Below are 23997 nucleotides of genomic sequence, written 5' to 3'. Positions count from 1 at the left end.
AATTATTTTATATACTCATACCAAAACCAAAAGTAAACCGTACGCCATCATTGCTAGTAAATACTCCTAATTGTCCTCCAACTGTATCTAAGGCATTAATCCATAATCCACCTCCAACAGAGTCATGCCATAGATCCGAATTTTCATAATCCAACCATACCCTCCCTATATCATAACCTCCAAAAACACCAAGTTGTAAGGGCAACAAACCTGTTTTAAATGTATTAAAACTATATCTTAAATCTGCACTAAAAGCTAATGCACTTTGCCCAGTAAAACGTTCTTCTCTATATCCTCTTAATCCATTTAATCCTCCTAACTTTACTCCTTGATAAAATTCAAAATTATTACCTAAATTGATTCCTGCAATGACATCTGTTTTAAGTACTAGCTTTCTATTTTTGGTAATTGAATTATAAAAACTTAATCTTGGATATATATATCCATACGTTTTTTCTATATCTTCTATATTAGTTCTGGCCCCACTTTGTAATTTAAATAACATTCCTCTGGTTGGATTAATAACGTTATCATAGCTTTCGAACTTATAAGTCATCTCTATATTGCTAAAAAACTTACGTTCAAAGAAATCAGAATCTGTGGTTACAAAACTTAACCCTGATGTTATTAGTCTATCTTTAGTATCCTGAACTTCGACTCCTTCATAAGCCGCGTTAATTAAAAATTCACTACCATAACGACTCTTTTTAGAGATTCCTAACCCAATAGACCATATACCTGTTTTTACTCGATTATAATCGAACCCAAGTTTATTGTCAAAATTAGAAGTCTCATTACCAAATCCGAAAAAGTTCTGTGCAAAATTCTCACTGGTATATACACCATCTACCAAAAAATTCCAGTTACCTAGCGCTTTTACAAACTCTCCTGTATAGGATACATCATATCCTTCTGTCTGAAAATAGTATGCTGCTGTAAATTTATGTTTACTATGGTAAGGATCATTTTTAAACCCTTTAATAGTGTATACATCTGTGATATTTATATTAAGTCCATCGTCTGGATTAAAACCTATAAAAGGAGCCAAAGCATTGGTTTTATCTATATACTTATTATAATCATACATATTATAACTATAAATATTACTAAATATAAAATCAGCCCCTCCTTTCTTCTCTATAGTATTAGGTTTTGACTTGTGGTCATATACTTTAATCTTTTTTCCATTTTCAATGTGATATACATCATTATTTTGACCGCCAATGATTCGAATTTTTATTGGATTAGTTCCTTTTCCTTTTACAACAAATTGATCGTCATCATCCAATCCATAAACCCAAATTTCTTTAGTTTCACTAGAGTAAAAAGTTCTATTGCTATAAGGTTCTTTAATTTCGTTCTTTTTTATTCTTGCTATTTTTACCGTTGTTTTATTATCTTCTCTATTTATCTCAAAAAAATCATCTTTATCGGTTCCTGTAATAACAACATGCTTTGATAAATATTTATAATAACGTTTCGCTATGCTTTCAATACTATCTCTTCTATCTTTAAGATCGTTTTTAATTTTTTGGATAGTTTCGTCCTGAAGTTCTTTAGGAATATCTGAAAAAGCATTTTCAATAGACACATCAGACAAGTTTTCTTTAATATATTTAGCTTGTTCTTCCCATATTTCTTTACCCGAATTTTGAATTAATGCTCTATCTAATGGCAAACCAGATTGATTAATCCATCTAACATTTTTAAGTTCGTTATCATACACTTGAAATTTTCTTGCCAGAGGAACTACAAATTTTATTACATCCAAAAGAAATCCATCATAGTTAGAAAAAACCTGATCTCTATCTCTAGGAACTGGTCTATATATATTAGTATTGTCATTATCAAACCTTGCCCAACGCCATTGATCTGAATGGCGATCCCAATCCCCTAAAAGCATATCAAAAAGTCTGGTTCTTATATAGTGTTTTTCATCTATTTGGTATTTTTCGTCTTTCCTGAGTTTTTTTAAAAGGTCATCTGTACTTTCTATATCATTTGGTTTTCCAAAAGAGATTTCCTTTTTATATTCTTTTCCTGGGCGTTCTTCCAAAAAATATATTTCATCTCCAAAATTTTCATTATACACTCCTAAACTAGGGTGTTTAGGTATATAATACAGCTTAGGGTTTGCATGATACACACCTATTGCATCTGCCATTGTACCTACTGCCAAAAATGCATATGGATAACTAGATGTATAGAAATCAGAAAGTACATCTTCTATAATAGTATTATCAAATGTGTTATTTAAATAAGTATACTTAAATGCTCCTTTTTGTAAAAACTGTGTAACACTCTTTCGCATAGCTCTAAGGCTATATCGTTTACCTTCTGTATCTATAATACGTAAAGATCTTGTTACTTGTCCTCCTCCTTGCCTGTCAATAGTAAAGCCCCCCATTAAAGTATCTAAGGTTGCTACAGGAACGTTAATACCTGTTCCATATACATATCGATAATGATCTCCCCATATAAATTTATATAATTTTGATTTTTTTATTTCATTTTTACTATATATAGAAGCCTCTACTTTTTGTTCAAAAGAATCTTTAACATTGCTAAAATCAAATTCTTTTTCTTTTTCATGTACTTTGGTTTGATATACTAATTTAGGTTTACCTTTATCATTTCCAAAAAACCGTACATTAGAAGATCCATCCTTATAAATATCCAACACAGCAAATCCTTGACCTGGATAAGAAAACAGTCCTTCCTTTCCTAAGGAAGCTGCCGAAACCTTAGACCCAGAACCAGAGACTATTTGTTTAAGTCCGTTATCTAAATACTGTAAAGAGTGTTCATGTCCTGAAACAAATACTACTTTATCTACTCCTCGTGCCATAGTCGATAATCGCCTCACTAGTTTATTATAATGCGTATTAGACAAATCTTGGCTCGAAATCCCTCCCTGAGATCTTATTTGAATAGCTAATGATCCTAAAACAGGAATAGGTATTTTGTTTTTTAGAGGAAAGATATGTTTTTTAAAACTATGCTTTCCTCCATGCTCCCCATTAGTAAACAAAGGGTGATGCATTGCTATTACAATAGTTTTTTTGCTATGTTTTTTTAACTCGCTTTCGATTTCAATAAAAAGTTTTTCACGCGTTTTAATATCGCAATTGTCATTAATTGTTGGATTTTTATCCCAATCTGCAAGATACCATTGCGTATCTAAAACCAAAAGATGCACTTTATTACTTATTTCCACACTTTCGATAGGGCATCCATTTTTTGGTAAAAAAGCATTCCTATCACCTATCTTTAATACATATTTTTCTTGTCTCTCCAGCCCTTCTACTCCATTATTATACCAGTCATGATTTCCTGGAATAAAAACAACATTTCCTTTAAACATTTTTACTGCTTCTGTTTGAGCATCTACCCTATGTTCTGCTAAAACCCTATCTACAGCATCTTTCTTGGGCATTCCTTTTTGATAAATATTATCTCCCAAAAAAATAAGATGATCATTTTCTGTCTTTGTCTTATCTAAAAAATTTTTAAGTATAGATAGCCCTTTTGTACTTTCATTAATCTTGGCATATCCTGCATCTCCTATCAAATAAAACCTTTTTTCTATTTCTTTGTCTGGTAATGTCGAATCAAAATTTTCGACTTTATATTTAGGAGAGTATGTTGCGCAAGAACTAAGTAATACTGCAACACAAATAATTAGAATCTTATTATATTTACTCATTGTTTGAAGTATGATCTCTTTTTAAATTATCTTAGTTATCAAAAATTAATAATTATGTCTTCTTTATTAGAAAAAACTGACAATTTTGTTTTAGAACTTTTTGAAAAAAAACTTCCAAACTCCTGTATCTATCATAACTATAGTCATACAAAAAGAGTCTATAAAAGTACTAAAGAAATTATTGACAGTACTAATTTACCAGATGAAGATAAAGAAGCTTTACTTCTAACTGCTTTACTACACGATACAGGGTATTCTATCAGTTCAAAAAACCATGAAGAACATAGTGTAGAAATAGCTAAAGATTTCTTATCAAATCAAAATGTTTCGCAAGGTATCATTAATAAGGTTTCAGAACAAATCATGGCTACCAAAATGGAGCATGAACCCACTAATTTTTTAGAAGAAATTATTAGAGATGCAGATGCTTCACATTTTGCGAAAGATTATTATGGAGAAACCAGCGAATTGTTAAGATGTGAGTTTAAACTTAATAATATTGAGGATATAAATACTTCGGACTGGCTTAAATCCAATATCGATCTATTTAAAAATAAACATCGATATTATACAGAATATGCTATTGATAACTGGAAGCCAAAAAAAGATATAAATCTTTCTAAAATGTTAGTTGAATTAGAAGCATCAAAGAAAAAAAAGAAGAACGAAAAAAGAAAATTAATAAAAGAAGAAAGCCCTGAAAAGGGAATACAAACTTTGTTTAGAGTTACTTTAAGAAACCATTTAAAGTTAAGTGATATTGCAGACACAAAAGCTAATATTCTTCTTTCTGTAAATGCAATTATTATATCTCTTGCTTTATCTAATCTAATTCCTAAACTAGATAACCCTTCTAATCAATATTTGATCTACCCTACTTTTATATTTATTTTATTTTGTATTGCATCTATAATACTATCTGTACTAGCAACACGTCCAAACGTAACTAGTGGCGAATTTACTCGTAAAGAAATTGAAGAAAAAAAAGTGAATTTATTATTCTTTGGTAATTTTCATAAAATGCCATTAGAAGACTATAAATCTGCCATGGTAGAACTCATGGATGACAAAGAGTATATTTATGATATGATGATTAAAGATTTATACTTTCTAGGAAAAGTCTTACATCGAAAATATAAAATATTAAGAATTACATATACCGTTTTTATGATAGGGATTATAACTTCTGTTATATCCTTTATCATTGCTTTTAATAATTTACAATAGTTACTTAATTAAGTTCGTTCATTAAATCCTGATATGTATAATATTCTTTATCATGTCTATTTTTATTATACAAAATATTAACTCTTAAAGCCTTTAAACCTGTAACTCCTTGAAGATTATCTAGATCTACAACCTCTATATTTTCTTCCAGATAGTTTTTGGATTGTAAAAAATTAATATATTTAATATATTCCTTCTCATCTGAGCGTTGAGAATATATAATTACCAATTTTCCTTTTTCTGTAACACGTTTATTAGTCCCTTTTATATTAGATTTATCTACTCGTTTTTTTACTACCTCATATCTTGCGTTATATGTACCATCTACATCAAATCTTTTTTCATCCATTCTAAACCTAACGGATAAAGATGAATTAAATACTAAAACCATAGATGCCACATCCAATGCTATTGGCAAATCGTTTTTCATTTGATAATATGCATTTTCCATTTCACACATTACTTGCAATTGCCACAATCTAAGGTTATAAAGGTATACTTTATTAAAACTTTCTTGTTTCGTTATGGATTCTCCTATATACATATTATGTTCTACTCCATCAGATTTGAAACGCTCAAAATAATGAGGGTACATACCCTGTGCTTCACCCTGCATTTTATCTAATAACGAAGCCATTTTTTTATTAATTTGCATAACTGACTCATCATACGCCTTACGATACTTATAAACCATATTTATTTGAGGATCTAAAATAGTGTCGTACACATTTATAGAACCTTTTAACTCTTCATTTTTTTGTTCTAAATGTTTAAATAGTGGTGTAATTTCTTTTTTAATAAAGTTTAAAATATTTTGTTCACTATCTACTTCTAATTGTTTGGTGATAGAGTTTATATAGAGGCTAGTGGTGTATTTTAATTGCTCATAAATTGGCAAAGGATCTGATTCTATAACTTTATCAATTATTACTAAAATGCTTTTAAGCTGTAATACTAAATCTTTTTGTATAGCTTCATTACGAGCCTCTGAAGAGCCTTTTATATCAATTTGCCCATATAAAGGGTATACATTTTCAAAAACTACTTCTCTAAAAGAAACTGGGTTTTCTTCTACCATTGCTAGCATAAAACGTTTTGCTTCTTGTTTAAATTTCCAATGAACACTTGGATGTATAGAGGTACATTCTTGTTGTATAATTAGTTCTAACTCATTCTCTGCTTTTGCTTTGGAACGTAAAACCGAATCTACTAAATACGGCATTACATCCTGCAACTTATTAGCATTAATACTATTTAATTCATGAACATTAGGAGATACTATTTCTAAAACCCCAAGTAATTTACCCTCACTTACTATTGGAGCTATAATTAAACTATTAATGCCTTGTGCAATCAAGTTTGTATACATCAATTCGTTTGGAGCAGACTGTTGGTATCTTTTTACATCTGAAACTGTAAAATAAGTTGATTTTTCAAACAAATGATGATAAGCTCCACTACAAAGTGCGGACTTACAATTATTTGAATACTCATCACATAATATATAACTATCGACATTCTTAAACGGAACCCGTTCAAAAGATTGGTTTTCAGGATTATAATTAGAAAAGCCAACTTTAATTTCATGAAGGTTAAAAATAGCTCTGAAAATCTTTTGAAAACTCCCTACAAAATCTCCTTGTGTTTTATCATATTTAAGCAAACTGGTTTTAAAATCTGATAAAGACACATCTGTAGTTACATCAAACATGTTAGCAAGGACTATTCCTTTAAAAATCCAACTATTTGGTGGGAACTTTTCTTTCCATATCTCTATATTATCAAAATTATCTAATAATTCTGCTACATCTTCATCGGTTATGTCTTTTGCTTTATCTGTCTTAATGATATCGATAAAATCTCCGTTATACATAATCCTATAATGGCGCATAATCCCTTTTTCATCAGGGATATCATAAAAGAAGGGCCTTCTAAAATCTATTTGATAGTCATAATAACTACCTAAAATGACACTACATCCCATAATATAATAATGATCCTCGTTCATATTCTTAATCTGAGGCTCAAAATCTTTTCCTGCTGCATTTATTATATTTTGATACCGCTTCGTAGATTTTAATACAATATTCTGAAAAGGAATTGTAGCGATCTTTATTTCATTTTGCTGTAATATATTCGCAAACGCATCCTCTAGTACCAAATCAATTTGTGGCATTAGCTCCTGCACACGCTTTGGTTTCGATATCCCCTCTTCCAATTCAGGATAATCTTCTCCGATTTTTAAAATTCGTGAAGCCCTCTCGCTAACAAGTTCATTATTGTTTTCTAATAATTCTCTGTACTGTTCAAAAAATTTTGTAAAACTAATTCTTATATCTAATGGAAAATCTTTCCCCAAAGCTTTCATATCCGTTCATTAATCAATGCTTACAAAAATAAGGCAAACAAAATCGTACGCCTAGATATTAACAATTAATTAAATCATTGTAAAAACTTAGTTATGTTAATTTTTATTTTTTTTTACAAAAAATGTTTTGTTATAATTTCTATAAAACCCCTGAAATCTAATTAACAATTCTTTTAATCTACAATGTTAATTTTTGGAGTTTATGCATTGTATTCTTTATTTTTACAGCCAATAAAAATTAAGGGAGTATAAAATAATATACTAAAGGTTAATCTATACTATGACAATAAAAAAGATTAATCTTTGTTCTACAAATTTATAAGATCAGAGATTCACGAACTTTGGTTTTTAATTATTTTTACGTGAGTAATGTGCAAAATGTTTTGTCACATTTAAAAAAATATACAGATGAAAAGAATTGCATTGCTAGCCACAACTCTACTACTTGTAGCTTGTCAAAAAGATCAAAAAGGATATAGTATTACTGCTGATGCAGCTGGTTTTGAAGATGGAACAGTAGTATACATAAACGCTATAAGCCAATCCAGTAGACCAATAATTATTGATTCTACTACTATACAAAACGAAAAATTTGAAGTAGCATTACCTGCTCCAGAAAGTAATGATTTTAATTATTTAACGTTTAAAGACATTAGAGGAAATGTTTTATTTTTAGCGGAGAACAACCCCATTAAAATGACAATTTATAAAGATAGTATGCGATCCTCTGTTATTACAGGAGGTGCAGAAAATAAATTATTTCATACTTACGTAAATACTCTAAATAAATACAACGAAGAAAAAACAAAATTAAGTAATCAACATCATGTTTCATCAAAATTAGGGGAAGCAGAAAAAGCATTACAAATATCTTCTAAAAGAGAAGAATTGGTTAAAAAAGAAGATCAATTTAGAAAAGATATGGCAGAGAACAATTCAGGTTCTTTAATATCTATTATGGCTCTAACCGATTTATTAAATCTTAAAAAACTAACCCCTCAAGAAGCTAAAACAAAATTTGGAACCCTTAATGATAGTCTTAAAACTACACGATTGGGTAAAAACTTAGAACAACTTATTAATAGTGCTATTACTATGGCTTCGCAAAAAAGAATCGATATTGGTTCTACTGCCGAAGATTTTTCTGCTCCCACTCCTAACGGTAAAATACTATCCTTAAAAGAAAGTATGGGTAAAGTTACTATTATTGACTTTTGGGCCTCTTGGTGCAAACCATGTAGAATAGAAAATCCAAACGTAGTAAAAGTATATAATAAGTACCACAAAAAAGGACTTAATATTATAGGAGTATCTCTAGACAAAAAACAAGATGCTTGGACAAAAGCTATAGCAGATGATAATCTGGAGTGGAACCATGTTTCTAACTTACAGTTTTGGCAAGAACCAATAGCAAGAGCTTATGGAGTAAGATCTATCCCTGCAACTTTTATTCTGGATGAAAAAGGAAATATTATAGCAAAAAATCTTAGAGGTCCTGCTCTGGAACAGAAAATAGCAGAACTATTAGAACAAAAATCTTTATAAAGACAGTATATAAAGCACAAAAAAAAGGATCTTTTTAAAGATCCTTTTTTTTGTGCTTTATAATTTTCCTAACCTTTGCAAAACAAAAAGTATAAGTATAGGAATAGCTAATAAACCAATCATAAAAAGATTTTCTTGAAATAACCAAGGTGCCAATATCAAAGTTATCACATAACCACCTACTGCCCCACCAAAATGTGCATCATGGCCTATGTTACCAATTTTATTTTTCATTCCAAAAATAGAATATAATAAGTAACCAATACCAAATATATAAGCAGGAATAGGAATAGGGATAAACATTAAATATAAACTCATATCTGGTCTAAACAAAATACCTGCATATATTATCCCAGAAACAGCACCACTAGCACCAACTGCACTATAATGATATTCATCCTTATGAAAAAATAAAGAAAACAAATTACCTACCAATAAACTACTAAAATAGATTATCAAAAATTTAATATTTCCTAAAAAACTAACAACTACAGGAGCAAAAAAATAAAGAGTAAACATATTAAAAAACAAATGCATTGTATCTGCATGCAAAAATCCAGAAGTTAGCATTCTTACTTGTTCCCCTCTTCGTATTCCTCCTATATTAAATTTATATTTTTCAAAAAATGAAAAATCATTAAAACCTTTTAATGACATTGCTACATTAGCAACAATAATTAAAATAACAACAATATCTAATCCCCCCATGTATTTATATTTTTTTTTCAAATATACCATATATTTTAAGCTATAAAAACCTTAAGTAAAGGCTTTCTTTAATCTAACCAACAACATCAGAACAAGCTCACGAGGTATGTTTCTAAAAATATATTTTGCTACCGTAAGTATACCTCATACCACCTTAACACTTACTTTGTTTACGTAAACGGCTCTACATATAAGAGACTTTAACTCATTCATTGAAACATTTAATAATTGAACTATATTTACCATTCAAGGCACACAATGGTTAGTAATACGGGCTTTGGTGCTTAACTTAAAGGTTTGAGCTTTAAATGAAGTCCTCCAAATTATAAGAACAGTTTCTTTAAATTTACCGTAATAAAACAGCTTATTTTCTTTTAATAGCAAATTCAAAATACAACTGGTATAATTATAACCGAGACGTTATGTGCTATGCTAAAACAATATATACTAAATGAAAATAGACCAAATTCTTAATAACATATATCCTCTACCTGACACTTCGAAATCGACAATTAAAGAGTGTATCTCAGAAATCAGCTATCCTAAAGGATACTTTTTGTTGAGAGCCAACAAAATTGAAACAAGTATTTATTTTATCAAAAAAGGAATTGTTCGTGCTTATGCCAATTCTGCGGACAATGAAATAACTTTTTGGTTTGGAAAAGAAGGAGATGCCGTTATTTCAATGAAAAGTTATGTTGCAAATCAGAAAGGATATGAAGATATTAAACTGTTAGAGGACTGCGAACTATACGAACTTAAAATCCAAAACCTACAGAAACTCTTTGAGAAAGACATAAACATAGCAAATTGGGGACGAAGATTTGCCGAGCAGGAACTTATTAAAACAGAAGAACGACTTATTTCTCGACAATTCCGAACAGCCAAAGAACGTTATAAAGAACTTCTAAAAAATAACTCTGATTTAATTCAACGAGTACAATTAGGGCATATCGCCTCTTATTTAGGTATAACTCAAGTAAGTTTAAGCAGAATAAGAGCAGAAATAAAATAAAGTCTTTTTTATCATTTGTAAAATTTTCTTTCAACCCCATTTCCCACCTTTGCAAAAAAATAAAAATTATGAATTGGGTTATCTTAGTTATTGCGGGGTTGTTTGAAGTAGTATTTGCATTTTGTTTGGGAAAAGCAAAAGAAACCACAGGAAATGAAATGTATTTTTGGTATGTGGGTTTCCTGATTACCTGTGGTATTAGTATGGGTCTTTTAATCAAAGTAACTCAAACCTTGCCCATTGGAACTGCATATGCAATATGGACAGGAATTGGAGCAGTTGGAACCGTTTTAGTCGGAATCGTTGTATTTAAAGAACCTGCAACACTTTTAAGATTAATTTTTATCACTACATTAATAGGTTCAATTGTTGGATTAAAAGCAGTTTCACAATAAAATAAGAAAAGGCATAAGTATATAATTGAGTTACCTGACACCGTAATTTATTAGCACCTTGAGACTCTCTTAGTTCTACTGAGTTTACCAGAAATACTACCTACCCCATACGGATCTCGTAACAGGTAGTTAACTAAATCGAAGTTTGTTTCTTATTTAAGTAAACATTCCACTTTAAACTGCCTTCAAAAAAGGTGTCCTAATGATTAGTTGTGCTTAGAAAAACGGTTTTAAAGATGTGTTTTTTTTCAATTGCTATATTTATTCTTGTAATATCATTTTGTTTTATGATTAGGCTTTTTGTAAAATACGCCCAAGATGTTTTTTAATTTGTTTTGAAAAAGTTGGTTATGATATTCCGACTTTAATGCCTTCATACAATTTGCACAAAGACAATCGTCATACTTTTCATTAATATAATTTCGCTCTTCATTGCTTAAATTAATTATTGTGCATTGGCATAATAGTATCGAACCTACTTTACATTCAAATTGGCTTTTACATCTTGGGCAATATTTTTCTTCGTGTTTTATCAATAACTTATAACTAACTATTGCTTACTTTTTCTTCTGCTACAAAATATGATGTTGCTTCTTTTGAAGCTTCTACCATAGCAATTAATGCTTTTTTTGTTTCATCCCAATGGCGTGTTTTTAGTCCGCAATCAGGATTTACCCAAAGCTGGTTTGCTGGAATTACGTCTTGTGCTTTTTTTAATAACTGTACCATTTCTTCTTTTGAAGGCACTCTTGGCGAATGAATATCGTAAACACCTGGCCCGATTTCGTTTGGGTATTTAAACTCTGCAAAAGCATCTAACAGTTCCATTTGTGAACGAGAACATTCAATTGTAATAACATCGGCATCCATATCAGAAATGTTTTGAATAATATCATTAAATTCTGAATAGCACATATGTGTATGAATTTGTGTGGCATCATTTACCCCACTTGCCGAAATTCTAAATGCGCAAACTGCCCATTGCAAATATGCTTGCCATTCTGATTTGCGCAAAGGCAACCCTTCTCTTATGGCAGGTTCGTCAATTTGAATAATTTTTATTCCTGCTTTTTCTAAATCAACTACTTCATCTCGAATCGCCAATGCAATTTGGTTACAAGTTACTGAGCGTGGCTGGTCATCACGAACAAACGACCATTGCAAAATGGTAACAGGCCCGGTAAGCATTCCTTTTACCAAACTTTTGGTTAAAGATTGTGCATATTCAGACCAATAAACTGTCATCGGGTTTGGACGATAAACATCACCATAAATAACTGGAGGTTTTACACAACGGCTTCCGTAGCTTTGCACCCAACCGTTTTTAGTAAATACAAATCCCGAAAGTTGTTCTCCAAAATACTCTACCATATCGTTACGTTCAAACTCCCCATGTACCAATACATCTATACCTATTTCATCTTGCCAACGAATAGATTCTTCGGTTTCTTTTTTCAATAAGGCATTATATTCTGCCGCAGAAATATCTCCTTTTTTAAATTTTGCTCTCCAACTTCTAACTTCTGATGTTTGTGGAAACGAGCCAATGGTTGTGGTTGGAAATAAAGGTAATTTTAATTCGTTACGTTGTGTAATTTTACGTATCGAAAACGGATTGTTTCTTTCTGAATCTTTTGCAGTAATACTGCTTACTCTTTCTTTAACTTTTTTGTTATGAATACGTTTTGAAGTTTTACGGCTTTCAATATCCTTTTTATTTCTGTCGTATTTCTCCAATGCTTTTTTATCTGGCTTTTTGGAAGAAAGTTCTTTTAGTGTCACTACTTCATCTAACTTTTGTTTGGCAAAAGCGAGCCATTGTTTTATTTCTGGCAATAATGTTTCTTCGTTAGTTTCCAAATCCAAATCGCAAGGCGAATGTAATAAGGAGCAAGACGGGGCAATCATTACTCTGTCACAACCTATTTTTTTAACCGCTTTTTTGATGAATAACAATGAGGTTTCAAAATCGTTTTTCCAGATATTTCGCCCATCAATAATTCCAAGCGATAAACTCAAACTTTCGGGAATATTATTTAAAACATCGTCTAATTGCTCTGGACAACGTACCAAATCAATATGTAAAGCGCATATAGGAAGCGAAACAGCTAACGAAAGATTATCTTTTAACCCATCAAAATAGGTCGCTATCATTATTTTAAGTTTTGGAAACTTCTTTTTTAATATTGTATAAACAAATTTATAAACTTCTTTTTCCTTTTCACTTAAATCCAATGCTAAAAAAGGTTCATCAAACTGGATCCATTCTGCGCCTTGTGCTTCAAGTTCTTTTAAAATTTCTATATAAACAGGAAGTAGGTTGGTAACTAAATCTAATTTATCAAAACCATCTTCTTTTTCTTTCCCTAAAAGTAAATAGGATACTAAACCAATAATAACAGGTTTGGTTTTTATCCCTACTTGTTTAGCACCTACAAATTCGTTAATTATTTTGTTTGAAAAAAGTGTAAACTCCTGGTTTTTATAAAATTCGGGAACAATATAGTGGTAATTGGTATCAAACCATTTAGTCATTTCCATTGCGGTAATGTCTAGACCATTTTTTTGATAGCCTCTTGCCATTGCAAAATACAAATCGAGTTCGTTATTGAATTTATCCAGTGCTATTTCATTATAGCGCTTTGGAATGGCTCCTACGGTTAAAGACATATCCAAAATCTGATCGTAGTACGAAAAATCGTTAGAAGGAATAAGGTCTATTCCTGTCTCTAGTTGTATTTTCCAGTTCTTAATAGTAAGATTGCGACTGGTATTAGCCAGTTCTTGTGCTGTGATTTTGCCTGACCAATAGTGCTCGCAGGCTTTTTTGAGTTCTCTGTTGCTACCAATTCGCGGATAGCCAAGATTGTGCGTTTGCATTTTCTTTTAACTTTTAAATGATTAAACAATGATTTAAAAGCTCTTTTGTAGAACTTCGCAATACGTTTACGATAAAAATTTATAGAAAGAAAATGTGCATACGAAACGACAAAAGCCAATTATCCCATTCAAGAAACTTGGTCTTGTGTTAAAAACGCATCTGTCTGACTAAAAGCTTCAAATCGCGAAAGCATTGTCCATTCGGAATAGGCAGGTCTCCTGACTTGTAACGGATTTCATCATCCTTCCCGCTTTTTGCAGTGGATATTCGTGGATGAAATCCTTTGGTATGTTACTTACAGTTGCGCGACAGTTCGTGATTTGCACACGATTCCCTATTAATTCACAGCTAAGTAAAACCTTTTCCGTTTGATGAAGTATGTTAAAGAACTTATCAGCTACAAAGTTAAAGTTTATTTTCGATTAGTTACATTTTATTTCAGAAGGTTGTAAAACGTGTTTACAACAAAGTATTCTTCATCTATACATCTCAATGAAGTATTCAAAAATCAAGTATACATACATCTTTCTTTTTTATATTTTTTTAAACAATTTAAAGAGTCATTCCACAAAATACTTTTATTTTCGTTAATCAAACCTTTTTAGATTTATGCAGTTAATTATCTATAAATTAGTGTACCCTATTTTATGGTTTATTTCAAGATTACCCTGGAGACTTTTCTATATTTTTTCGACAGGGATTTTTATTTTAGTATATCATATTATTAGGTATAGAAGAAAAACGGTAACACAAAATCTTACATTAGTATTTCCTCAAAAAAAGCAGAAAGAAATTTATCGGATTAGAAAAGATTTCTATAAACATATGTGTGATATGTTTTTAGAAATGATCAAATCTATTTCTATATCCAACGAGGAAATGAAGCAACGTTTTAAAGTTACAAACATCGAAAAACTGCATGAATTAGAAACAAAAGGAGAAAACATTATAGTTTTTATGGCGCATTATGCAAGTTATGAATGGGCTAATGTGGTAGATATCCAAACAAATTTTCAAGCAGTTGGGGTCTACAAAAAAATCGGAAACATTCATTTTGATCGATTAGTTAAAAGAATACGTGCTCGGTTTGGTTCTAGAGTTGTTACTACCAAAGAAGCTATGAAAGTAATTACAGAAGATCAAGCCAGAGATAATTTATATATGTATGGATTGGTTTCTGATCAATCTCCAAAAATACATAAAGCTACCTTTTGGACCGATTTTATGGGTATTAAAGTACCTGCCTTTTTAGGTGCCGAAGTATTATCAAAAAGATTAGGATTAAATGCATACTACTTGCAAGTAAAAAAAGTAAAAAGAGGCTACTATGAAGCTGAAATTATTACACTTACTGAAGACCCAAAAAATTGTCAAAACTATTCTATTACAAAAAAATATCTACAACTATTAGAACATCAAATTTATAATAAACCCGAATATTATTTGTGGTCTCATAAACGATGGAAGCATCATAATGCTCCTATCCCTAAAGATGCTACCGTAGATTAAAAAAACTCTATATACTAAAAAGCTTATCTTTGTAAGTTTTTAACTACTCACTCATGCAATTAATAATATACTGCTTAGTTTATCCGATAATTTTAGCAATCTCTAAACTACCATGGCGATTATTTTATATGTTTTCTACCTGTATCTATTTATTAGTCTATTATGTTATCAGGTATAGAAGAAAAACAGTAATCGAAAACCTGAATTTAGTTTTTCCTGAAAAATCTGAAAAAGAAATTCAACATATCAGTAAATCATTTTATAAACACATGTGTGATATGTTTTTAGAAATGACAAGATCGCTTTCTATTTCAAAAGAAGAACTCATTAAACGTTATAAAGTCGTTAATCTTGATGAATTTCATGAATTTGAAAAAAAGAACAAAAGTATAATTACACTAATGGGCCATTATGGTAGCTTTGAATGGTCTAATGCAGTTGATCTAGTATCTTTAAATCCATGTGTAGGGATTTATAAACAAATAGAAAATAAATACTTTGATCGATTAGCACATCGTATTAGAGGTCGATTTAATTCTAGACTAATCCCTAGTCATAAAGTAGCCCGACAAATTATTAAGGATAAGCAAGAAGGCACCGTATGTGGATATGGTATGATCTCTGATCAGTCCCCAAAAATAGGGAATGCAAAATATTGGACTGATTTTATGGGAGTTAAAGTCCCTATATTTTTAGGAGGTGAGTTTTTGGCACAAAGACTTGACGTTATCGTATTATATCTACACGTAGAAAAAGTAAAAAGAGGACATTATGAAGTAAAATTTATCCCTATCTCTGAAAATAGTAAAGAAGAAGAAAAATTCTATATCATAAAAAAATATCTTGAATTACTTGAAAATCAAATACGTCAAAAACCACAATACTATTTATGGACTCATAAACGATGGAAACACAGAAATGCCACACCTCCTGAGGGGGCTATAATAGATTAATCGTATGTAATACTGGCTTACTTCTGTAAATACAATATTCTATCTTGTTCATCCCCTATAGGATATATCAGGATTAAATTAGCATAATTCGTTATGCATTTTGACATATCTTACCCCAAAACTTGTAGAATGTATAACGGTTAATCAATAACCTCGGAGCAAGCTCACGAGATGTGCTTCCGAAAATATATTTTGTTTTCGAGGCTCGCCTCGAGAGAATTAAACTCCACAATGTGGATTAAAAAAACATAAGGTTTTTCTATTGTGAAGCAAGTATAAATAACTCTTTGTAGTATGCGGTTTAAAAGATATAGAATCGCAAACAGTGTATCTATCTTCCCGTAGGTAGTAAATCTCGTCCCAGCACTATAGATACCCTTCCCGTAGGTAGTAAACCCCGTCCCAGCACTATAGATACCCTTCCCGTAGGTAGTAAACCCCGTCCCAGCACTATGGATACCCTTCCCGTAGGTGTTTTTATGCTTCCCGGCTGCCGGGACGAGTATATATGCGGCAAGGAAGTGAATAAATATACCCGAGAACTATAAAAACATTACTAGGAAATAATAAAATACTGCACCAATTGCATACAGTATATAGAGGGTACCTAAAAAAAGAAACGGGATGCATAAAAAGTATATACATCCCATTTGTATCCATTAACGATACTCTGTTTTTAGATCTAACCTATAATTTAGGACAACCCTGCTATCTTTTTTAGAGTAGCAATAGTATCTTCTGCCAATTGATCTGCTTGTTCCTGACTTAAGGCTTCTGTATAAATACGAATAATAGGTTCTGTATTACTTTTACGTAAATGCACCCAACGATCTTCAAAATCTACTTTTACACCATCTACGGTAGATACTTCTTCTGAAACATATTTGTTATGAAAACCTTCTAAAATAGCATCTACATCTAAATCTGGAGTTAGTTGAATTTTATTCTTACTCATAAAATAAGATGGATAACTATTTCGTAAAGCACTTACACTACATTTTTTTTCTGCCAAATGTGTTAAAAACAAGGCTACGCCAACCAAAGAATCTCTTCCATAATGGGATTCTGGATAAATAATCCCTCCGTTACCTTCTCCTCCTATAACAGCATTGTTTGCTTTCATTAACTCTACCACATTAACCTCTCCTACGGCGCTAGCCAAATAGGTACCGTTATGTTTTTGAGTTACATCTCTTAATGCTCTACTAGAAGATAAATTAGAAACGGTGTTACCGGGTGTTTTACCTAATACAAAATCTGCACAAGCTACTAAGGTATACTCTTCTCCAAACATTTCTCCATCTTCGCTCATAAAAGCCAAGCGATCTACATCTGGATCTACAACAATTCCAAAATCTGCTTTTTCCTTCACTACTAATTCAGACAAATCTGTTAAATGCTCTTTTAATGGTTCTGGATTATGAGGAAAATGTCCGTTTGGCTCGCAGTATAGTTCTACGACCTCTACACCCATTTTTTTCAACAAACCAGGTATAGCAATTCCTCCTGTAGAGTTAACTGCATCTACAACAACTTTAAATCCTGATTTCTTTACCAATTCGGCATTTACTAAAGATAGATTAAGAACCTCTTCTATATGTTTATCTATATATGTATCATTAACTGTAATGCTTCCTAGGTCATCTACATCTGCAAATACATAGCTATCATTTTCTGCTATATCTAGAATTTTTTTTCCGTTTTCTGCATTTAAAAATTCTCCTTTATTATTTAATAACTTAAGAGCATTCCATTGCTTTGGATTATGACTTGCTGTTAATATTATTCCACCATCTGCTTTTTCTAATGGTACGGCTATCTCTACCGTAGGAGTTGTAGATAACCCCAAATCTATTACATGTATCCCTAATCCTACCAAACCATTCATTACCAATTGCTGGATCATAGATCCAGAAATACGTGCATCCCTACCTACCACTACGGTTGGGTGTTGTTTATTTGTTTCTTGTTTTAGCCAACTACCATAAGCAGATGCAAATTTTACTGCATCTATTGGAGTAAGGTTATCGCCAACTGTTCCTCCTATCGTTCCTCTAATCCCCGAAATTGATTTTATTAATGTCATGTATTATTGTTTTGATTGTATGATATGGGTACAAATGTACAAGGTCTGACAGAGTACCACAACTTTACAATTAAAGTTTACAAAAAAACAATTTTAGAATTTCAAAAAAATCAATTCCGAAAATATATTTTATTTTCGAGGCAAGCCTCGCGGAATTAACCTCTCTATGAGGAATTAATACTCATTAAAAAAGATAGAGCTATCTTGTATAAAGTATTTAAGATATTATAATTTATTTTCGACTATTTCAATACAACCTCTATCAGACATGGTTACATAAAAAGCAGAAAAATCATTACTAAATGTTATATTAGTAGGCTTTTTACCTTGAAGTTTTATTTCTTTTAATAATTTTCCTTTTGGGGATAATACAACAATAGTACCTTTACCAAACCTACATACATATAAATTACCCTTGTCATCACATCGCATTCCATCCAAACCAAAATCTTTAAAAGAGTATAATAGTTTTTTATTTGTTATAGTACCGCTATCCTGAATATCATATACCCATATTTTTTGTTGAACAGATTCATTAACATACAACTTTTTACCATCAGGGCTTACTTCTATCCCATTGGTAGTACCCATATCACTTTCTAGTTTCTCAAATCCTTTACTCTTAGTTATTTTCCAAATATTACCTGTGTTTTTTTTCCAATTTGGATCACTGGCATATATAATTCCAGATGGAGAAATAGCAATATCATTGGGTTGGTTTGCATCTGGATGATGTGCAAAAACCGAAATTTTTCGAGCATCCATATCTACCATCAAAATATTATGGTTTGTATAATCTGCGATATACATTTCGCCTTGTTTTCCAAATCTAATTCCATTTCCAATACTTCCGTTTGGCAGCTCTAAAAACAAGGATAGCTCTCCTTCTGGAGTTATTTTACCTACAGTTCCTTCTTTTTGATAATTAACCGCATAGATATTACCTTCAGAATCTGTTGCAGGGCCTTCAATACCACTAGTAAATGTATTAGGACTTGTAAAATCTTTACTTTTTATTTCTTTTTTACAGGATGCAAGCAAAATAAGGATAATAAAAGAAAGAAAAAATACAGTACATCTCATTAATTATGTTTTTTTAGGTGTGTCCTCAAAACTAAATTATTTTAATCTTGAACCTTACGTTTTTCTACAAGCGATACTTTTAATCCTACAAACGACTATAATTAATCGATATTAATATTGAAAAAATCGTATTTTAACCCAATGAATTTTTTAGCCCATATTTACCTCTCTGGAGAGGATCCAGAACTTACTATAGGAAATTTCATTGCCGATTCTGTTAAAGGAAAAGCATATCTACAATATCCAGATGGAGTGCAAAAAGGAATTATGCTACATCGCAAAATCGACTCCTATACAGATAGCCATCCTATTGTAAAAAAAAGTGTATCTCGGTTATTTCCTAAATATAGTCACTACAGTACCGTTATTGTAGATATCCTTTATGATCATTTTTTAGCTGCCAATTGGAAAGAATACTCTAATACACCTCTAGAGGAATATATTTCTTCTTTCTATACACTACTACAGGAATATTATGAAATTTTGCCTAAACGAATTCAGAATTTTATGCCCTATATGATTAAAGATAACTGGCTTTTAAGTTATGCATCTATCCAAGGTATTGGTACTATTTTATATCAAATGAATCGAAGAACAAAAAATAGATCTAAAATGAATTTTGCGGTTATAGAACTTGAAAAATACTATGATGATTTTGGTAAAGAGTTTCGGTCTTTTTTTGAAGAACTAGAATTATATACAAAAAATGAAATAAGGTTACTATAAAAAGCTCATAATGGGCATTTAATTAAGTACCAAAAAGTAATAACTTTGAAACAAACATCACGATGTATGTTTCTGAAAAAATATATTTTGTTTCCTTAGACAAGCTTTGGAGAATTAAACTCCAAAATGTGGACTAAAACTAACAATCAATCGCTTGTAAATCTCTAAATAGATGAAAATACATTTTACCAAACCCTTATTTTATGCACTTTTATTAACGTTTAGCTTTTCTTGTAAAACCAATACCAAATCCAAATTAAAAACAGAAGTTACTCCTGTTACTGGTCTTATTACTCAAAAGGCAATGGTAGTTTCTGCCAGAGAAGAAGCTTCAAAAATTGGTGCAGATATCCTTAAAAAAGGAGGTAATGCCTTTGATGCTATGGTTGGTACAGAAATGGCTCTAGCTGTAACATATCCATTTGCAGGAAGTCTGGGAGGTGGTGGTTTTATGGTATACAGAAAAGTAAATGGAGAGGTGGGAGCAATAGATTTTAGAGAAAAAGCCCCTTTGGCAGCAACCAAAGATATGTATCTGGATGAAAATGGTAATCCAATACCCGAAAAAAGTCAATTAGGCGCTATGGCAATTGGCGTGCCTGGTACCATTGCAGGAATCTTTGCTGTACATAAAAAATTGGGCTCTCTGCCTATCGAAGATATTTTAAATCCTGTGGTTGCATTAGCTAATAAAGGTTTTGTTATTACGGAAAAACAAAAAAAACGATTTGATCAATACAAAGAGTTGTTTCTCGAAGTCAATCAAGATACTATTCTTTTTGCAAAAAATTATAAAGCAGGAGACACTTTAAAAAATGAGAAACTGGCAGAAACTCTTAAACGTATTATTAAAAATGGTGCTTCTGAATTTTATACTGGAGAAACAGGGAGAAAGTTGGTGGAGCGAATACAATCCAAAGGAGGAATAATAACTATGGAGGATCTGTCTAAATACGAAGTAAAATGGCGTAACCCTGTACGTTTTGAATATAAAGGGCTTTCTGTTATATCGATGTCTCCCCCATCTAGTGGTGGCGTATGTCTTGCCCAAATCATGAAAATGATAGAGCCATATGACCTAAAACAATATGGGCATAACTCCCTTAAAACTATTCAAGTTATTACAGAAGCAGAAAGAAGAGCTTATGCAGATCGTGGTTTTTATCTAGGGGATCCCGACTTTGTAAATATTCCTTTAGACACGTTAATTAGTAAAGAATATCTTTCGTATAGAATGAGAGATTTTAGTTTTGATAAAGCTACTCTATCCTCAGATATTAATTGCGGAATGATTTCTGGTTACGAAAGCGACGAAACTACCCACTACTCTATTGTAGATTCTTTTGGCAATGCTATTTCTGCAACTATAACCCTTAACGGAGCCTATGGCTCTAAGTTATATGTGCCAGAAATTGGTACCTTCCTTAATAATGAAATGGATGATTTTAGTGCGAAACCCGGTACTCCAAATATGTTTGGATTAATTGGTGCAGAAGCTAATGCTATTGCTCCAGAAAAAAGGATGTTAAGCTCTATGACTCCTACTATAGTTGAAAAAGACGGAAAACTATGGATGTCTGTAGGTACTCCTGGCGGATCGACCATTATAACCTCTGTATTACAAACCATTTTGAATGTAAAAGAGTTTGGTATGACTATGCAGGATGCGGTTAATGCCCCCCGTTTTCATCACCAGTGGTTGCCAGACGTGGTAGTTTTTGAACCAGAATCATTTAGTACTAGCTTGATCGACAGCTTAAAACAAAAAGGATATAAAATCAACCAAGAAACCTCTAAAATCATTGGAATAGTAGATGGTATTCTTGTATTACCCGATGGTAGACTAGAAGGTGGTGCGGATAAAAGAGGAGACGATACCGCTATTGGTTTTTAATAGATCTACTTGTTACGTTTTATAATATGGTATTGCTTTATAAAGAAAGTTTTTTTTATAACTGTAACTAGATAACAATGATTGTTATACATAATTATCTCTTTACATAAAAAGTATAAAACTCATCTTGGTTTTCATTTTCATTTACTATTTCAATTATGTAATTATATATAAAGCCTTGTGAATTTCTTCCTTCTGAAGGGAAAATCCTAAAGGTATAGGTATCTAATAGCGACATTAACCTATATTCTTGATTTCCGTTACTACTAATTATACTAAAGTTTTTAAAGATTCCAGAATCATCTTCAATTATTATACTCTCTTGTCCATTAATTTTTATAGAATACTCGTCATAAAACTCATCACCACTCAATATCTGATACTCTGAGTAGTATTTATTAGACTGAGAATAACTTAGAGTACATACTGAAAAGCTAAGAATTAAAAAAAAATATTTCATATTACTAAGGATTATGGGTTTTTGTTTTTCTTTTGTTTTCCGAAATTGTAGGATACTCCAAAAAAATGTCCAAATTTAAATTTGTTTGTAGTTGGTACATTAGCACCTTGTCCTAAATCATATTCGGTAGTACCATCTGCAACAAAAGTATTTTTAATTTCACTAATTCGCCCCATGGATAATCCACCGTGTATAATCCATCTTTCATTTTTTCCTAAAATAAAACCACCACCAGCTAATATTTGAAACTTTTGATTAGAAGTTAATAGTGTCCCAAAATTAATTGTAGGTCTTATCCAAGAGCCTCCTCGTAAAGATATGTTTACCATTGCTCCAAATCCAAAATCATAGTTACCTGCGTCGTCTTTGGTTATTGTAGAGTTATTTACCGTATTACCATTTGCATCGGTTGTTGTAGTAGTGGAATATTGAGCATCAAATAATGAAGTTATGTAAGTACCTGCGCTAACATCAATTTTAAGTCCTCCTCTTATCCATATTTTATATTTATAAATCTCGGGAGTTGTAGGGTTACTTTTATCAATTCTTTCTAATGTAATTTCTACATAATCAACATTATCTCCATTAATGTCTATTGGTAGTATGTATGCATTAGAGTCTATCTTATTCGTCTTAGCTAATTTTGTTTGATTTTCTTCTAATGAAGATTTAACGTTTTTTAATTTTTCTAAAATAGCAGGCTCTACAATTTTCAACTTTTCTATTGCATTTTCAATCAAAGCACTATACAAATTTAAGGTATTAAATTTGTTGATTTTTTTTGTTCTTTCTTTTTTAAACTTTTCTATATCTAAATTATCTACTAATGAAATTTTCAAAATAAAATCATCTAAATCTAGTCCAAATTTATCTACATCAGATTTTAATAGATTTAGTTCGCTTACAACGTTTTCCTTTTTACTTAAATCTATTTTTTGTATTGTGTCTATATCTTTGAGCCCCTTTGAAATTAATCCAGTTCTTTTATCATCCCCTTTTTCCTCTTCTTTAAATTGAAAATTATCCGAATCAAACAAGCTAATATTCTGATAGGTCAATTTGTAGGTATATTTAAAGGGATTACCGTTTTCTAAGCTAATAGCTAGTAGATGTCTGTTTTTTACAACTAACTTGTTTAAACCATCTGAATGCTTAACACTATTCTTTTCTGGTCTGGACAAATCTATAGTAATTACTGTTGTCTCTATATTTTGAGCCATAGTAAACTGAACAAGAAATAACAATGAGATGAAAAGTAAAGAATGTTTCATGTTTTTTGATTATAGGTTTATTTGTTAAAACTAATCAAATTTAAGCAGATTGAAAATACCATTTAAAGGGTATTTTCCCCTTTTTTTTCATAATTTAAAATTTAAAGCCCAATTCTTTTTACTTATTTCTCAGCATACACTTATATATCACATAATATCTTAAAACATTC

General features: G+C 31.1%; 17 protein-coding genes and 1 riboswitch. Of the genes, 8 read left to right on the top strand and 9 right to left on the bottom strand.

Going from position 1 to position 23997, the window contains the following annotated elements; genetic code table 11:
* Positions 1-7 precede the first annotated feature (7 nt).
* Positions 8-3706 (bottom strand): metallophosphoesterase, encoded by a 3699-nt coding sequence (locus H527_RS0120930; RefSeq protein ID WP_027414447.1) that lies wholly within the window; start codon positions 3704-3706, stop codon positions 8-10.
* Between the two features lie 54 nt (positions 3707-3760).
* On the opposite strand from H527_RS0120930, the gene H527_RS0120925 reads away from it, so the two are divergent.
* Positions 3761-4933: a Pycsar system effector family protein gene (locus tag H527_RS0120925; protein ID WP_027414446.1), complete on the top strand. Its 1173-nt coding sequence runs from the start codon at positions 3761-3763 to the stop codon at positions 4931-4933.
* A gap of 4 nt (positions 4934-4937) precedes the next feature.
* Here the strand turns inward: H527_RS0120925 and H527_RS0120920 are convergent, their stop codons facing one another.
* Positions 4938-7301: a GAF domain-containing protein gene (locus tag H527_RS0120920; RefSeq protein WP_027414445.1), complete on the bottom strand. Its 2364-nt coding sequence runs from the start codon at positions 7299-7301 to the stop codon at positions 4938-4940.
* 408 nt (positions 7302-7709) lie between these two features.
* On the opposite strand from H527_RS0120920, the gene H527_RS0120915 reads away from it, so the two are divergent.
* Positions 7710-8846, top strand: coding sequence for a TlpA disulfide reductase family protein (locus H527_RS0120915; RefSeq protein WP_027414444.1), 1137 nt, complete (start codon positions 7710-7712; stop codon positions 8844-8846).
* Between the two features lie 57 nt (positions 8847-8903).
* On the opposite strand, the gene H527_RS0120910 is transcribed toward H527_RS0120915, so the two are convergent.
* Positions 8904-9554, bottom strand: coding sequence for a rhomboid family intramembrane serine protease (locus H527_RS0120910; RefSeq protein WP_027414443.1), 651 nt, complete (start codon positions 9552-9554; stop codon positions 8904-8906).
* A 451-nt stretch (positions 9555-10005) separates the two neighbouring features.
* Here H527_RS0120910 and H527_RS0120905 point away from each other — a divergent pair, with 451 nt between their 5' ends.
* Both H527_RS0120905 and H527_RS0120900 read left to right on the top strand, forming a co-directional pair.
* The gene (locus H527_RS0120905; protein ID WP_027414442.1) at positions 10006-10569 is read left to right on the top strand and encodes a Crp/Fnr family transcriptional regulator; all 564 of its coding nucleotides are present in this window, start codon (positions 10006-10008) and stop codon (positions 10567-10569) included.
* A gap of 68 nt (positions 10570-10637) precedes the next feature.
* Positions 10638-10964, top strand: a complete 327-nt coding sequence (locus H527_RS0120900) for a DMT family transporter (protein WP_027414441.1) — start codon at positions 10638-10640, stop codon at positions 10962-10964.
* 275 nt (positions 10965-11239) lie between these two features.
* Here the strand turns inward: H527_RS0120900 and H527_RS23735 are convergent, their stop codons facing one another.
* Together H527_RS23735 and metE are read right to left on the bottom strand one after the other, a co-directional pair.
* The gene (locus tag H527_RS23735) at positions 11240-11500 is read right to left on the bottom strand and encodes a cysteine-rich CWC family protein (protein WP_081414669.1); all 261 of its coding nucleotides are present in this window, start codon (positions 11498-11500) and stop codon (positions 11240-11242) included.
* Between the two features lie 10 nt (positions 11501-11510).
* Entirely contained in the window at positions 11511-13844 is a 2334-nt protein-coding gene (gene metE / locus H527_RS0120895; protein WP_027414440.1) for a 5-methyltetrahydropteroyltriglutamate--homocysteine S-methyltransferase, read from the bottom strand.
* Positions 13845-14036: 192 nt separating this feature from the next.
* A riboswitch (cobalamin riboswitch) is annotated at positions 14037-14223 on the bottom strand.
* Positions 14224-14454: 231 nt separating this feature from the next.
* On the opposite strand from metE, the gene H527_RS0120890 reads away from it, so the two are divergent.
* Both H527_RS0120890 and H527_RS0120885 read left to right on the top strand, forming a co-directional pair.
* Positions 14455-15354, top strand: a complete 900-nt coding sequence (locus H527_RS0120890) for a lysophospholipid acyltransferase family protein (protein WP_027414439.1) — start codon at positions 14455-14457, stop codon at positions 15352-15354.
* 53 nt (positions 15355-15407) lie between these two features.
* On the top strand, positions 15408-16307 hold the full coding sequence (locus tag H527_RS0120885; protein WP_027414438.1) for a lysophospholipid acyltransferase family protein: 900 nt from the start codon (positions 15408-15410) through the stop codon (positions 16305-16307).
* A gap of 694 nt (positions 16308-17001) precedes the next feature.
* Here the strand turns inward: H527_RS0120885 and glmM are convergent.
* Positions 17002-18393 (bottom strand): phosphoglucosamine mutase, encoded by a 1392-nt coding sequence (gene glmM, locus H527_RS0120880; protein WP_027414437.1) that lies wholly within the window; start codon positions 18391-18393, stop codon positions 17002-17004.
* A gap of 225 nt (positions 18394-18618) precedes the next feature.
* Positions 18619-19476, bottom strand: coding sequence for an SMP-30/gluconolactonase/LRE family protein (locus H527_RS0120875; RefSeq protein WP_081414668.1), 858 nt, complete (start codon positions 19474-19476; stop codon positions 18619-18621).
* Positions 19477-19617: 141 nt separating this feature from the next.
* Between H527_RS0120875 and H527_RS0120870 the strand changes: the two genes are divergently transcribed.
* The gene (locus tag H527_RS0120870; protein WP_027414435.1) at positions 19618-20202 is read left to right on the top strand and encodes an acyl carrier protein phosphodiesterase; all 585 of its coding nucleotides are present in this window, start codon (positions 19618-19620) and stop codon (positions 20200-20202) included.
* 172 nt (positions 20203-20374) lie between these two features.
* Positions 20375-22096, top strand: a complete 1722-nt coding sequence (gene ggt, locus H527_RS0120865) for a gamma-glutamyltransferase (RefSeq protein WP_027414434.1) — start codon at positions 20375-20377, stop codon at positions 22094-22096.
* 94 nt (positions 22097-22190) lie between these two features.
* On the opposite strand, the gene H527_RS0120860 is transcribed toward ggt, so the two are convergent.
* Both H527_RS0120860 and H527_RS0120855 read right to left on the bottom strand, forming a co-directional pair.
* Complete coding sequence (locus tag H527_RS0120860; protein ID WP_027414433.1) at positions 22191-22556, bottom strand: hypothetical protein; 366 nt, start codon at positions 22554-22556, stop codon at positions 22191-22193.
* Positions 22557-22567: 11 nt separating this feature from the next.
* Entirely contained in the window at positions 22568-23827 is a 1260-nt protein-coding gene (locus H527_RS0120855; protein WP_155837979.1) for a hypothetical protein, read from the bottom strand.
* Between the last annotated feature and the right edge of the window lie 170 nt (positions 23828-23997).

The sequence above is a fragment of the Aquimarina muelleri DSM 19832 genome, assembly GCF_000430665.1.
GTDB lineage: Bacteria > Bacteroidota > Bacteroidia > Flavobacteriales > Flavobacteriaceae > Aquimarina > Aquimarina muelleri.
This window is presented reverse-complemented; position numbering and strand designations above follow the sequence as displayed.

What these genes read in the sequence shown, in the direction of transcription:
- H527_RS0120930 (WP_027414447.1), bottom strand. Translation starts at nt 3,706, where the DNA reads ATGAGTAAATATAATAAGATTCTAATTATTTGTGTTGCAGTATTACTT.
- H527_RS0120925 (WP_027414446.1), top strand. Translation starts at nt 3,761, where the DNA reads ATGTCTTCTTTATTAGAAAAAACTGACAATTTTGTTTTAGAACTTTTT.
- H527_RS0120920 (WP_027414445.1), bottom strand. Translation starts at nt 7,301, where the DNA reads ATGAAAGCTTTGGGGAAAGATTTTCCATTAGATATAAGAATTAGTTTT.
- H527_RS0120915 (WP_027414444.1), top strand. Translation starts at nt 7,710, where the DNA reads ATGAAAAGAATTGCATTGCTAGCCACAACTCTACTACTTGTAGCTTGT.
- H527_RS0120910 (WP_027414443.1), bottom strand. Translation starts at nt 9,554, where the DNA reads ATGGGGGGATTAGATATTGTTGTTATTTTAATTATTGTTGCTAATGTA.
- H527_RS0120905 (WP_027414442.1), top strand. Translation starts at nt 10,006, where the DNA reads ATGAAAATAGACCAAATTCTTAATAACATATATCCTCTACCTGACACT.
- H527_RS0120900 (WP_027414441.1), top strand. Translation starts at nt 10,638, where the DNA reads ATGAATTGGGTTATCTTAGTTATTGCGGGGTTGTTTGAAGTAGTATTT.
- metE (WP_027414440.1), bottom strand. Translation starts at nt 13,844, where the DNA reads ATGCAAACGCACAATCTTGGCTATCCGCGAATTGGTAGCAACAGAGAA.
- H527_RS0120890 (WP_027414439.1), top strand. Translation starts at nt 14,455, where the DNA reads ATGCAGTTAATTATCTATAAATTAGTGTACCCTATTTTATGGTTTATT.
- H527_RS0120885 (WP_027414438.1), top strand. Translation starts at nt 15,408, where the DNA reads ATGCAATTAATAATATACTGCTTAGTTTATCCGATAATTTTAGCAATC.
- glmM (WP_027414437.1), bottom strand. Translation starts at nt 18,393, where the DNA reads ATGACATTAATAAAATCAATTTCGGGGATTAGAGGAACGATAGGAGGA.
- H527_RS0120875 (WP_081414668.1), bottom strand. Translation starts at nt 19,476, where the DNA reads ATGAGATGTACTGTATTTTTTCTTTCTTTTATTATCCTTATTTTGCTT.
- H527_RS0120870 (WP_027414435.1), top strand. Translation starts at nt 19,618, where the DNA reads ATGAATTTTTTAGCCCATATTTACCTCTCTGGAGAGGATCCAGAACTT.
- ggt (WP_027414434.1), top strand. Translation starts at nt 20,375, where the DNA reads ATGAAAATACATTTTACCAAACCCTTATTTTATGCACTTTTATTAACG.
- H527_RS0120860 (WP_027414433.1), bottom strand. Translation starts at nt 22,556, where the DNA reads ATGAAATATTTTTTTTTAATTCTTAGCTTTTCAGTATGTACTCTAAGT.
- H527_RS0120855 (WP_155837979.1), bottom strand. Translation starts at nt 23,827, where the DNA reads ATGAAACATTCTTTACTTTTCATCTCATTGTTATTTCTTGTTCAGTTT.